At 43.7% G+C, this 14,370-nt stretch carries 7 protein-coding genes; 6 read left to right on the top strand and 1 reads right to left on the bottom strand.

Going from position 1 to position 14,370, the window contains the following annotated elements; genetic code table 11:
- Window positions 1-2 precede the first annotated feature (2 nt).
- A complete protein-coding gene (locus tag AB6E08_RS00040; RefSeq protein WP_372063570.1) occupies window positions 3-2,954 on the top strand; it encodes a hypothetical protein in 2,952 nt (983 codons plus the stop codon).
- Window positions 2,955-3,565: 611 nt separating this feature from the next.
- On the opposite strand, the gene AB6E08_RS00045 is transcribed toward AB6E08_RS00040, so the two are convergent.
- The gene (locus AB6E08_RS00045) at window positions 3,566-4,537 is read right to left on the bottom strand and encodes a tripartite tricarboxylate transporter substrate binding protein (protein ID WP_004733595.1); all 972 of its coding nucleotides are present in this window, start codon (window positions 4,535-4,537) and stop codon (window positions 3,566-3,568) included.
- A gap of 451 nt (window positions 4,538-4,988) precedes the next feature.
- Between AB6E08_RS00045 and AB6E08_RS00050 the strand changes: the two genes are divergently transcribed.
- The 5 genes from AB6E08_RS00050 to acnD all read left to right on the top strand — a co-directional run bounded on the left by AB6E08_RS00050 (window position 4,989) and on the right by acnD (window position 14,368).
- Window positions 4,989-8,162, top strand: a complete 3,174-nt coding sequence (locus tag AB6E08_RS00050; RefSeq protein ID WP_372063572.1) for an HD domain-containing phosphohydrolase — start codon at window positions 4,989-4,991, stop codon at window positions 8,160-8,162.
- Between the two features lie 391 nt (window positions 8,163-8,553).
- On the top strand, window positions 8,554-9,273 hold the full coding sequence (locus tag AB6E08_RS00055) for a GntR family transcriptional regulator (RefSeq protein ID WP_017071741.1): 720 nt from the start codon (window positions 8,554-8,556) through the stop codon (window positions 9,271-9,273).
- A 100-nt stretch (window positions 9,274-9,373) separates the two neighbouring features.
- Window positions 9,374-10,270 (top strand): methylisocitrate lyase, encoded by an 897-nt coding sequence (gene prpB / locus AB6E08_RS00060; RefSeq protein ID WP_081229639.1) that lies wholly within the window; start codon window positions 9,374-9,376, stop codon window positions 10,268-10,270.
- Between the two features lie 146 nt (window positions 10,271-10,416).
- The gene (prpC, locus tag AB6E08_RS00065) at window positions 10,417-11,631 is read left to right on the top strand and encodes a 2-methylcitrate synthase (protein WP_372063574.1); all 1,215 of its coding nucleotides are present in this window, start codon (window positions 10,417-10,419) and stop codon (window positions 11,629-11,631) included.
- A gap of 100 nt (window positions 11,632-11,731) precedes the next feature.
- On the top strand, window positions 11,732-14,368 hold the full coding sequence (gene acnD / locus AB6E08_RS00070; protein ID WP_372063576.1) for a Fe/S-dependent 2-methylisocitrate dehydratase AcnD: 2,637 nt from the start codon (window positions 11,732-11,734) through the stop codon (window positions 14,366-14,368).
- The last annotated feature ends 2 nt before the right edge of the window (window positions 14,369-14,370 follow it).

The raw sequence follows: 14,370 nt of genomic DNA on the forward strand, positions 1-14,370 counted from the left end.
TTATGTCAATAAATCGTTGGAAAATTCCCACTGAAATAGAAAAAGTTACTGCTGAGCAAGCCACCGCAACACAAGAGGCTATAAAAGCTGAGCTAGATTGTATCGATAGTGTCATTGATGATGTCGATAAAAAATTGCGCCGAGCAAGAGAAGTAAATAACTCCCAGGACATCTCTACTCTTGAAGAAGTGAAACGAGTGGCTTATGGGAAGTCAGTTTTAATAGAAAGTGATGTGAAAGGCATTCAAGAGTATCGAGTGACCCAAGTTGCTGGAAGTTATGCAAATACAAAGCACGGCGTATCAACGTCTCTTTCTCCCATAGGTACCCTATGTCGTCAAGCCTATATTGGACTCTCAGGTAAGAGCAAATTACTAGGAAATTATGAAGTCCTTGAAATAAGAACTTTTGAGCGTTTCAAAGGTCACGTAGCTGCAGATAATTTACGAAACTTTCAAACTATGGTTCGCTCTAGTTTCTCTGGTAAATATAGCAATGATGTTGATGAATATCACACGCAAGACTTGAAGAAGACCGTCTTGATGTGGAGCAATAACATTGCTGAAAATGAGCTCACTTGCCCTGAGGATTATTTAGACACTGAAGAAACAACTCAGGGTGATATTACTTGGGGAGTATCTGAGTTTGGAGGCTGGGACGAAGATGACCCGGTAGATGATATCATTCTCGATGAACCAGAAAATATAAGCGAACCAACTGAGCTGAAAGATGAGTATTTTGGTCTAAGTAGTAACTTTTATTTAAACCCGACTAGAGAGCAATATAAGGTCATGTCTAATACCTTGGACACTGGGCCTATGTTGGTAGAAGGTATCGCCGGTTCTGGAAAGACTTGTGCTGCGTTAGGTCGTGCTAAAACTTTGGTTGATTTATCTAAAGTTGTACCAGATGAAAGTGATGAGTACGAAGCTACCGATTTCTTTGATCAAGAGAGTAGTGTCGGCATTGTTCGAACCGGGGAGTTAGTTCAATATTTGAAGCAAACCTGTAATGAACTCGGCTTATCACATCTTCCGATTATCGAATACGATGAACTACGTTCAAGGCTTCAACTAGCAAGAGAGCTTGAACAACGATCGAAAACAGATAACTCACCTAAATATGCTCTCTCTGTAGATTTAAGTGAAAACGATGAATCAGAGACGACGATGTCTTGGTTGGAGTCATTCGACAAAGTACTTTTTGATTTATTGTTAACGAAAGTTGATAAAGTTGTCGATCAACTTACTTTCGATACTAATAAATTTGAGCCTTCTGAATCTGTTTCGACTTTGTTGCTATCTACTTTGACTGATAAATTAAAGCTGAAGCTTCAAACAAATATAGCTCAATGGAAAACAACTAGAGTGCATAGCCACTTTGCCTGTGAGGATCTTATCCCCCAGCTATATCAACTTATTAGAGTTACTGTTGCCGATACAGTTGATCGAAGTGGTTTTTGGTATTCCATCAAAGATGATGAACCAGAGTTTACGACTAGCTTGTCGAATCTATTCGGTGCTTACCGTTCTCACAAGCATTTATTTTTAGATAAGCAAGAGCGGACTTGCTTCCAATTGTCCTCGCAACAAGACCTTTCAACGTTTGTCGAAAAATGTGAATTAGTTGAGTTGTCAATCCAAGACGTGCCGGGGCAGATTGAACTAAATACACCGTTTGATGAGCTCTGGGATAAAGTCAGTGAGGAAGACACGCAATATTTAATTGGTAAGAGCTCTAATGGTGCACTTTTTAAAGGTAAACTTGTAGATGTTGAACAACTGAGCTTCCTTCGTTCGGAAAGGAGGTTATTTGTACTACAAGGTTTGTCATCTAGAGTTAGACCATTTGAACGCCCTAGTCCGTATACAGCAACTATTACACCAACTTCGAAGGGAGGAAAGCCTACAAGTTTTTCTAACTTCCTGAGGGCGAGGTTAATTCCACGCTTGTTTAATCATTGGCACATAGCTGATTTGTACAGAGATGCTTTATTGTTTGGTGATAAAGATTGGGGTAGTAAAAATAGCGATGCTTTAAATCGCTTAATAGGAAGAAAGCTCAATACGCATGATATAGACGTACTGTTAGCTATGTCCCATATTATTGGCGCAAAAGGCAATGAAGAATATGGCTCAATCCCAACCCGTTGGCATACCACACAATACTATAGAAGTGTGTTTGTAGATGAAGTACAGGATTTCACTGAAATCCAAGTGTTTATTATGGGACGACAAGCGTCTCCTGAATATGACGCAGTCACTATGGTCGGAGATATGCACCAACAGTTGAGTGGTAGGCAGGCGAAAGATTTGGATGCATGCTTTCCATACAGAAAGCTATCAAAGCATTTGCTGATAGAGAACAAGAGACAGGAGTTTAACGCTACACTTGGCTCGATATCTCAGATTTTCAGACGATTTGTACAGGGAGATATAAGGTTATCTGATTCTTTCGAACATGTGAAAATGCATTTGGACAATATACGGTCTTCTGATGGCTATACTTTTAGTAGTCTCGGATTTGAATCTGCTCATGATGCAATTTTGGACGTTATTAGAACTCAGCCGCAGACTCGTACTATTGGGGTATTGACGCCAAACTTAAACTTAGCCAAAACTCTTGAGGAAAACTTGAGGGAAGGTCTGAAGAGTGTCTTCCGAGAATCTTATGTCTCGGAAACCGTGCAGTTGAACAAGAAATATCAGATTCACTTTTCAAGTCCTGAACATATTAAAGGGTTGGAGTTTGATACGGTTATTTTAGCTGGGTTAGAAGAAGTTGAATGGACGAAAAAAGACAAGGTAAACGGTGTCTATGTTGCTCTGTCTAGGCCACGAAAAGAACTTCATGTAGTATCTCTGATAGAAAGGCTACCAACCCCAGTCGCACGTTTACTAAGTGCTGAATTGTCTGTAGAAGAAGTTTGGCGGATAATGAAAAATAAATACTGATTTTCTTGGTTGGTTCTACTTATAACCTGATGGCTACCTTTGTTAACACTAGTCATAAGAATGGGACATTTATTGAACTGCAGTGACAAGTAATTGATTACTTATTGAAGTAACACTGGAGGTAACATTTTTAAGGTTTTATATATTAATTTCTATATAAATCAGAATGATAAATTGATGGTAGAGTCCAGTAGCGGCACCAAATTCGTTCTTTATGAACAAGCAAAAAAGCCCACCTAGTGTGTAATGCCGATCGTTTAAGAAGACTTGAACGATCTTGCAGTTAGCAGATAATCCCCATCAACAACGTTGCCCCTTCGAAAGCAAAGATTCCTTACTCAGAAATTTGGTTGGTAAGTCCGACATATCCAACTCCATTTGGGGTGGTATAAAAAGTAAAAAAGCCGTACATGAGCGAGTCAATGAAATGTCTGGGATCACTAACCAAAGGTAAGCGAATTACGGTACTGGTTTATCAGCCACTTGCGTTTACAACGAATCGGCAAGCGTTAGTAATACGTCTACGAATAAACAAAGGAGTTTGAAGTTAACTCATGCACGGCGAAACAAGGAAAGAGTAAGAGGGCACATAGGCCCTCTATGGTTGTTGGTTATTTCAAGAAACCAAGCTCACGCATTAGGTCGCCCATCTGTTTTTCTTGATCTTCTAGGAAGGCGTAAAAATCTTTGTCAGCTTTGTAGTTGTCGATCCAACCGTTACGGTCACGAACCACTTGCCACTCATCGGTTTTGTACATTTTGCCAAGCGCTACATTCCACTCGTCGATCTTCGCTTGGCTTGTGCCAGGTGCTGCAAAGAAACCACGCCAGTTAGCGAATACGGTTTCGTTGCCGTACTCAGTCAGTGTTGGGATGTTAGGTGCAGCGTCAAGACGCTTTGGCGCCGTCACAGCAAGCACTTTTACTTGGCCAGATTTAGACATCTCTAGCACTTCACCAAGGCCAGTAGAAAGCAGCTGTGTTTCGCCAGAAAGCAGTGCCGCCATCGCTTTACCGCCAGCATCGTAGGCAATGTAACGTACTTTCTTCGCATCAAAACCTTCGCCTTTGAACGCTGCCGCAACCACAAGGTGGTCCATGCTGCCACGAGCTGAACCACCAGCAATTTTTACTTTACGTGGGTTGGTTTCGAACTCTTTAACGACGTCTTCCCAAGTGTTGTACTTAGAATCCGCAGACGCGACGATTGCACCGTAATCGGCAATAGTTGCTGCTACAGGAGTTAGGTCGCGGAAAGATTGTGGGAAGATCCCCGTTAGTGAACGAACAACGATAGGCGTTGAGTTCACCATTAGCGTGTCTTCTTGACGTTGAGCCGTCTCGATTAGGTGTGCAATGGCTTTACCGCCACCACCACCAGACAAGTTTTGGAAAGAGACATTTTCTACGATGTCGGATTTAACTAATACATCACCCGTACCACGAGCCGTCATATCCCAACCGCCACCAGCGCCGCCAGGGATTAGGAAGTGGATTTTTTCTACGTCAGCAGCAAAAGTGTTAAAAGAAAAGGTTGCTGCGATGATAGAAGCCGCAAGAGTAGGTTTCAGTGCCTTGAACATGGTTCACGTTCCTTATGTAGGGGATCTCTTCAATGGAGAGAAACTTATGTTTTATATCCAGCTACTAAATACACGAATCGGGTGTTTAGTAGATGAGGTTAAAGTTAACGATGTGTTAACGAATTGTCTTTAATGCGGCGAGATTGAGGATAAAGAACATTGGGTGAATAAAGTGCATAAAGTTCACGGGGACGTGGCTCTAGGATTCTTCAAGAAATAATTATTCTCATTTTTTCTTAAGGTTGTGTGAACAATTTGTTTTGACTATTAGCCGTTTTATACTGTTGGGTATCATTAAAGTAGGTACTTTATTGTGACACAGAGAGAGGGATAGGGAGACGCTCTTGTATATATAGAATAATGTGTTGCTAGGTGGGGTGTGCTACTGTAATAATATAAATATTGCTGGCACGTTACATTTCTGAGCTAATGGTTATTCAAGGATCGAATAATGACAGACAAAAAAATTTCGTTACGATTTACTGTTGGAGGAATGTTTTTACTCGCGACATTTCTTACCGCTGTTGTTGCGGTTTCACTGCAATATTACTTCAGTAAAAAAATGGCGACTGAGAATACCCTATCAAAGTTGACGATGGTGTCTCATGACCTGAGTGATTATATAGGCGCTATTGATTCTGACGCAGCCAACACTGCGCGTTTACTTGCTTCAGTGAAACGGTCAATCAGTAACAAAATATCGAAAGAAGAGTCGCGTAGTATTCTTTCTGAAGCCATTAAAGATAACCCTCTCTTTTATAGTATTTACATTGGCTCATCCGATGAAAATTTCTTCCAAATTATTAATCTAGAATCTGCCCCTGTCGTTAGAGAAAAAATAGGTGCACAACAAACGGATCGTTGGGTTGTGGTTGAGATTAAAAATATAGGGCAGGAGCGAGTCCGGACAACGAAATACTTTGACCAAGAGTTTACGCTCAGAAGCTCAACTACGGAGCAGAGCAACTACTTTCCAACGACCAGGCCTTGGTATGTTTCTGCCAATGTTCAGTCGGTCGAAAAAACTCAGCCATATCTTTTTCAGTATTTACAAATTACCGGACAAACTTATTCTTTAGCGTTTGATTCGAAAATAGAATCTGAAATTCAACATGTGATTGGTATTGATATTGTGTTGTCTTCTTTGGCTAACAAATTATCAGGTACGGCGCTTGGATTAGCAGAAGATAGTAAGGTTGAGTCTTTCTTATATTCGAAATCGGGAAATATCATAGCGTCCAACCTCAAGGTTAACAATCAGGAATCGGAGTTTGATGTATCAACATTGATATTATCATCTGAGCAAAAAACCTTGGTTAACGATACCCCTCCGCTGCTAGTTTCTAATCAAAATGATTGGGGGCCGATGGACTTTTCTGTGGCGGGGAAACCAAACGGTTATGCGATAGACCTTCTCAAAATGATCGGTGAGATGACTGGGATCAGGTTTGAATTTGTGAATGGCTTTTCTTGGGACGAGCTTGTCAGTAAGTTTCAAGAAGGAAGTATTGATGGCCTGCAATCGGTTCAACATTATAAAAATAATGGCATAGATGGCCTATACACGACTCCAATTTATGAATTGCCATTTTCTATCGTGACAAGGGTCGGCGCGAAGGTTGTCACTAATTATGCCGAGCTTGAGGGTGAAAAAGTTGCCATTTTATCTGGGTGGTCAATTATTCCTAAGTTGAGAGAGGATTTTCCGAACATTGATTTAGTTGAATTTGAAAACCTAGAGTCTGCATTTAATTCAATTGAAAGCGAAGAGAACTTTGCTTTCTTAGACGCTGAACCCGTACTCTCGTTTGCATTAGATAGGTTTTTCCAGCCAGGCCTTGTTGTCAATGGGACTCTAGAAGATCTAAAACGGAACTACACAAATCAATTCCATTTGGTGTTGCAGAGCAAGCATAAGCAATTGCTTCCAATTATTGATAAGGCTATCAGTAGATTGAGTGATGAACAACTTGATGCCTTAGCGAAAAAGTGGCTCCATGATACCGGCTTTAATACGAATACGACGGTTCCTTATACTGAACTTTATGATTTGGCTAAGGAAGCAACGGTTGAAGGCAGTATGATAAGGGTAGAGTTGAATGGCGAGGTCAAGCATCTCTATTTAAAGAAAATAGACACAGGCGAACACTACTCTGAGTATTTTGCGGTATTGATTCCCGAAACTGAAATCTTTAGTACAGTCAATAAACGTCTAGCAACCTCTGTTGGTATAACGATGTTACTGATGAGTTTGACGTTGCCTATTGCTTGGGGTTTTGGTGCACCGATAGTGCGTCCTATTCGTCAATTAGAGGAGGAGACTCATAAGATCAAGATGCGTGATTATGATAGTGTCGAGCTTGTTGACACTCGAATCAAAGAAGTATGGGAGCTGTCTGTGGCAGTGAAAGGCATGGCGGCAGAGATTAAGCAGCATGAACAGACACAAGAGGCGTTTGTGGAGTCGTTTATCAAGCTTATCGCCCAAGCTATCGATGATAAATCCGCTTATACGGCAGGGCACTGTAATCGTGTACCAGAACTCGGCTTGATGTTGGCTGATGCAGCTGAGAAATCACAGTCCGATCATTTCAAAGATTTTGAGTTTAAAAATGATGATGAACGTCGTGAATTCAGAATTGCGGCTTGGCTTCACGATTGTGGCAAGATCACGATACCCGAACACATCGTCGATAAAGGTACGAAGCTAGAAGCGAACTACAACCGAATTCACGAGGTGAGAACTCGATTTGAAGTACTTTGGCGTGATGCGGAAATCACCGCTTTGAGAAAGCAACTTGAAGGTACGCTATCAACGCAGCAAATTGCAGATGAGCTTGCGACAACCAAACAACAGCTACAAGATGACTTTACTTTTATCGCGACATCGAACGTTGGTGGTGAATTCATGAGTGAAGACAAAGTCGCTCGTATTCACGCGATAGCTGAGACGACTTGGACGCGTAACTTTGATGATCAACTTGGTTTATCACCGATAGAAGCGTTGAACCGAGAACCGAGTGCAAGTTTACCTGCGACAGAGCCACTGTTAAGTGATAAACCTGAACATATAGTGAAAAGAGATAGGCCGTTAGAGTTTGACCCGAAACATAAAATCAAAATGGATGTACCTGAGCACTTATATAACCTAGGCGAAGTCTACAATCTGAGTATTGCACGCGGCACGTTGACCGCTGAAGATAGGTTCAAGATAAACGAGCACATGCTTGGCACGATTAAGATGCTTGAGAATCTGCCATTCCCGAAAGAGCTAAGTCGTGTTCCTCGCTATGCTTCGACGCACCATGAAACACTTAAAGGTACGGGATATCCAAGGAAATTGACTGGTGATGACCTATCAATCCCAGAACGTATTCTTGTGATCTCCGATATTTTTGAGGCGTTAACCGCTGCGGATAGGCCTTATAAGAAAGCGAAGCCGATTAGTGTTGCTGTCGACATCATGTACAAAATGGCATTAGACGAGCATCTCGATATCGAGCTGTTTAGATTGTTCTTAACCAGCGGTACTCACCTGCGTTATGCCGAAGAATATCTGAAACCGGAACAAATTGATTTCGTTGATATCAATAAATACCTAGAAGTTACTCGTCAGATAGCTTGATTAAAGGTTGGCTTGTTAGAACGGGTTCGATGAATGAAAGGCGCACATGAGTGCGCCTTTTTTATATCTGTTTATCGGTGAGCAGGTGGATAGACACAGAGGGAGCTGCGATTGACAAGTTTGGCGATAAGTTGTCGACACATCGATTCCAAATAATTTTAGAGTATGTATCGGGTTGGTGGTTGTTAATCTGTTTGAAGCGATAAATAACAATTAGTTAAGTTATTTTTAGTGTCCTTTTGGGTGAGTTTTTATCGTCTATAAAAAATACTACCTTAGTCTAAATTGTCGACAATCTACTTGATTGTCGACAATTTGATCGTGTATTTTATGTTCATGTTATGAAATTGTTGACAGTTAGGGTCGGCAATCAGAAGTGAGCAGCGTGAATATGAATACTGCGATAAAAGATCTCACCTTAAGTGCAAACACGAAAACACGTGTGAGCGACAAAGAAAACACCAAGTCGGAAAATCTGACTGAGTACCTCGTTGAGGCGATTGTTAACGGTGAATTAGCACCGGGCAGTAAGATCTCGGAGCCTGAACTGGCTAAACGCTTCGAGGTAAGTCGAGGTCCATTACGTGAAGCGATAATGCGTGTGGAAGGGCTAGGGCTTATTGAGCGAATTCCTCATGTCGGCGCACGAGTTATTACTTTTTCGGCAGACAAACTGCTAGAGCTTTACGCGGTGCGAGAGGCATTGGAAGGCATGGCGGCTCGCTTAGCAGCGCGACACATCACACAAGAAGAGCTTATCGGGCTTGAAGGATTATTGTCGACACATTCAAAACACATCGATGAAGTCGAAGGTTCTTCTTACTTTCATCAACATGGGGATTTCGATTTCCATTACCGCATTATCAAAGCGAGTCGTAACAGCAAACTCATTTCGCTGCTGTGTGATGAGCTTTATCACCTACTACGCATGTACCGCTATCAATCGCCTAGGGCTCAGTCTCGACCAAAAGAGGCGCTTGATGAACATAAATACATCCTACAAGCAATTCGCAACCGTGATGAAGAGCTAGCAGAAATGCTAATGCGAAGACACATCTCGGGAAGCCGATTGCTTATAGAACAACAAATTCAATCCAAAGATCTTGATTAACTGGCGACTGGTATTTGCCAGCGGTTCTTCGCTGGCGAGAGCTAAACATCAGTAGTTATAAAAGTTAGATAGAAATTAACAATTAACAGGGAGCGTCATTATGAAGTTATCAGCAGGAGCTAAGTTCCGACAAGCTGTGCAAGACAACGACCCATTGCAGATCGTCGGTACGGTGAATCCGTATTGCGCAATGATGGCAAAGAACTTGGGGCATCAAGCGATCTATTTGTCGGGTGGGGGCATCGCCAATGCGTCTTACGGCTTGCCTGATTTGGGTATCACCACATTGAACGATGTGTTGGTCGATGTTGAACGTATTACCAACGCGTGTGATCTGCCATTGCTGGTGGATATCGATACGGGTTTTGGTGGCGCATTTAATATTGCACGTACCATTCGAGCTATGGAAAAAGCGGGTGCAGCTGCGATTCATATGGAAGACCAAGTTGCGCAAAAACGCTGCGGTCATCGACCAAATAAAGCGATTGTAAGCCAGCAAGAGATGGTCGATAGAGTCAAAGCTGCAACCGATGCGAGAACCGATGACAGCTTTGTGATTATGGCGCGTACCGATGCATTGGCGGTTGAAGGTATTGATAGCGCGATTGAGCGAGCGATAGCTTGTGTTGAAGCGGGCGCGGACATGATTTTCCCTGAGGCGATGAATCAGCTCGACCAGTACCTGAAGTTCTCGGCAGCGCTGAAATCAGCAACGGGTAAGCATGTGCCTATTCTTGCTAACATAACTGAGTTTGGCCAAACACCACTCTACAACTGTAACGAGTTAGCCCAATCAAGTGTCGACATGGTGCTTTACCCATTGAGTGCATTCCGTGCGATGAATAAAGCGGCGGAGAATGTTTACAAGCATTTGCTAGTTGAAGGCAATCAAGAAGCTCTGTTGGATTCAATGCAAACCCGTAAGGAGCTTTACGAACACCTGAATTACCACGACTACGAGAACAAGCTTGATCAGTTGTTTTCAAGCGAAGAGTAAACCGGTTTCAATTAATCAAAAATCAACTTAATCCAATAACGTGAAATGGTTAGTCGCCATATCCAGTACCGATGATAAAGATCATCGGACACATAAATAGCCAGCACCAAAGAGTGCAGGCGACTAACACTGAAAAGGAGTTCACCATGTCTGTATCTTTGAGTGATAAAGCAGCTGTCGAAAAGGCTTCAATAGAAAACCAACAACAAAGCGAAAAACCCGAAAGCAAACCAGCTAGCGCACCTGCAATCGGTGGTGCTGGTCTACGTGGTCAGAGTGCCGGAACCACGGCGCTATGTACGGTAGGAAAATCAGGAACCGGCTTAACTTACCGTGGTTATGATATTACCGATCTTGCTAATCATGCTCAGTTCGAAGAAGTGGCGCATCTGTTACTAAGAGGTCATTTGCCAAGTGAAAAAGAGTTAGACCATTACAAAACATTGTTGATTGGTTTGCGTGGCTTGCCTCAACCTTTGAAAGCAGCACTAGAACTTATCCCTGCAGACGCTCATCCAATGGATGTGATGAGAACGGGTTGTTCAATGCTAGGTAATCTAGAGCAAGAGTCTGATTTTTCTGAGCAGCTTCCCGCGACTGAACGAATGCTCGCACTTTTCCCTGCCATTATTTGTTATTGGTATCGCTTCAGCCATGATGGCGTGCGCATTGACACTGAAGATCAAAGTGAAGCGTGTCTGGGTGGCTACTTCTTGAAAATGCTAACGGATAAAGCGCCTAGTGAACTTCATAAGAAGGTGATGCACTGCTCGCTAACCCTTTACGCAGAGCATGAGTTTAATGCTTCGACTTTTGCCGCTCGTGTTTGTGCATCAACACTGTCAGATATCCACTCTTGTGTCACCGCAGCGATTGGTACGTTGAGAGGTCCTTTACATGGCGGTGCGAATGAAGCGGCGATGGAAATGATCCAAGATTGGCAAACCGCTGATGAAGCAGAAACTAACATCATGCAGATGCTTGCTAACAAATACAAAATCATGGGCTTCGGTCATGCCATTTATCGTGAAAGCGACCCGCGAAATGCTCTAATCAAGCGTTGGTCAAAAGAGCTAGCTCAAGAGGTGGGAGATGAACAGCTTTACGCCGTTTCTGAGCGTGTTGAAGCGGTAATGAAGCGCGAGAAAGGGCTGTTCTGTAATGCGGACTTCTTCCATGCATCGGCTTACCACTTCATGGACATCCCAACTAAATTGTTTACTCCTATCTTCGTGATGAGCCGCCTTACAGGTTGGACGGCACACGTGTTCGAACAAAGAGAAAACAATCGAATTATTCGCCCAAGCGCAGACTACACTGGACCAGAGCATCAAGACTGGCTGCCAGTCCATTTACGTTAGTCCTCTATATCGAACCGACTTATATCTCGAGGTGACTTTCTCTTCATGTGGTAAGGCCTCGAGAACCAACGAATAGAATTTAACAGATAATGGTGGATGTATGTCTGATGTAAAACTTGAAAGAAACCAAGAGCTTGATGAAAACAAGTATCGAAAGGTTTTACCGGGAACGGGTTTAGAATATTTCGACGCTTGCGAAGCGGTAGAAGCAATATCCCCAGGTGCTTACAAAACCTTGCCTTATACGTCGAGAGTATTAGCAGAGCAATTAGTAAGACGCTGTGATCCTGAAACCCTTGAAGACAGCTTAAAACAGATCATTGACCGTAAGAGCGACCTAGATTTCCCTTGGTATCCTGCGCGCGTGGTGTGTCATGACATTCTTGGTCAAACCGCTTTGGTTGATTTGGCTGGATTAAGAGACGCGATTGCCGACCAAGGCGGAGACCCTGCCAAGGTTAATCCAGTGGTCGAAACCCAGCTGATTGTTGACCACTCTTTGGCAGTGGAACACGCAGGTTTTGATAGCCAAGCGTTTGATAAAAACCGAGCGATTGAAGAGCGCAGAAACGAAGACCGTTTTCACTTTATTGAATGGTGTAAAACCGCATTTAAGAACGTCAGTGTGATTCCAGCGGGGAACGGGATCATGCACCAGATTAACTTGGAGAAGATGTCTCCGGTTATTCAATCTAAAGAAGGCATCGCCTTTCCTGATACCTGTGTTGGTACCGATAGCCATACACCGCACGTTGATGCTCTGGGCGTTATTGCTATTGGTGTGGGCGGATTGGAAGCTGAAACTGTGATGCTAGGTCGTCCGTCGATGATGCGATTGCCTGATATTGTCGGCGTTAAGCTAACGGGTCAACGACAAGAAGGGATAACCGCAACGGATATTGTACTTGCGATTACTGAGTTTCTTCGCAATGAGAGAGTGGTCTCAAGCTATTTGGAATTCTTCGGTGAAGGGGCTCGTGCGCTGACCATTGGTGACCGCGCAACAATCTCCAACATGACGCCAGAGTATGGCGCAACAGCCGGTATGTTTTACATCGATGAGCAGACCATTCAATACCTGAAACTCACAGGTCGAGAGCCTGAGCAGGTTGAATTAGTTGAACGCTACGCCAAGCAAACTGGGCTATGGGCTGACGATCTAGACTCTGCTCAATACGAACGTGTATTAGAGTTTGATTTGTCGAAGGTTGAGCGCAATCTAGCAGGGCCATCCAATCCTCATCGCCGTTTGCCAACCAGAGAGCTGGCTAAACAAGGTATCAGTCAAACATCTTGGAAAGAGCAGCATGCTAAGCAGTACAGCGACGAGCAGATGCCTGATGGTGCGGTGATCATCGCAGCAATTACCTCTTGTACCAACACCAGTAATCCAAGAAACGTAGTCGCCGCAGCATTGGTGGCTAAGAAAGCCAATCAGCTTGGATTAGTTCGTAAGCCGTGGGTGAAAACGTCATTTGCTCCAGGTTCTAAAGTGGCCAAGCTCTATCTCGAGTCGGCAGGTTTGCTACCTGAACTGGAACAATTAGGCTTCGGTATCGTCGGCTATGCGTGTACTACCTGTAACGGAATGAGTGGGGCGTTGGATCCTAAAATCCAACAGGAGATCATCTACCGCGACCTGTACTCAACCGCTGTGTTGTCAGGGAATCGAAACTTCGATGGTCGAATCCATCCTTATGCAAAACAAGCGTTTTTAGCCTCACCGCCATTGGTGGTTGCTTACGCCTTAGCGGGAACGATTCGCTTTGATATCGAGAAAGACAGCTTAGGCACTGACAACAACGGCAAGCCAATCTACTTAAGTGATTTATGGCCGAGTGATGCCGAGATCGATGCCGTTGTCGGTGAGCATGTTAAGCCTCAGCAATTCCAACAAATCTACGTAAAAATGTTCCAGCCAGATGAGGATCAGGTATCGACTGAACCACTTTATGACTGGCGACCTCAAAGTACCTATATTCGCAGGCCACCTTATTGGGAGGGGGCTTTGGCGGGAGAACGAAGCTTATCTGGTATGAGACCATTAGCTATTCTTGGCGATAACATCACTACGGACCATTTATCTCCTTCAAATGCGATTCTCGCTTCGAGCGCTGCGGGGGAATACCTCACCAAAATGGAAGTGCCGGAAGAGGACTTTAACTCTTACGCGACCCATCGAGGCGATCACTTAACCGCGCAACGAGCAACATTTGCCAACCCGAAGCTGTTTAATGAAATGGTGAAGGACGCTGGAGAAGTCGTGCAAGGTTCATTGGCACGAGTTGAGCCAGATGGACAGGTTACGCGAATGTGGGAAGCGATAGAAACCTACATGAATCGAAAGCAACCCTTGATTGTCGTTGCTGGTGCCGATTATGGACAAGGTTCATCACGTGACTGGGCAGCCAAAGGGGTGCGTTTAGCGGGTGTTGAAGTGATTGTGGCAGAAGGGTTTGAACGAATCCACAGAACCAACTTAGTTGGCATGGGTGTATTACCTCTGCAGTTCAAAGTAGGAACGAATCGCAATACCTTAGAGTTGGATGGCACCGAGCTTTACGACGTGTACGGCGACATTGAAGCAGGTTCTGATTTGGCTCTAGTCATCACACGTAAAAACGGTGAAAAGCTTGATGTGCCAGTGACCTGTCGATTAGACACCGCAGACGAAGTGAATGTCTACAGCGCTGGTGGCGTGTTGCAACGTTTCGCCAAAGACTTTCTTGCAAATTAGGA

The organism is Vibrio sp. 10N.247.310.24, from assembly GCF_041467175.1.
GTDB lineage: Bacteria > Pseudomonadota > Gammaproteobacteria > Enterobacterales > Vibrionaceae > Vibrio > Vibrio tasmaniensis_A.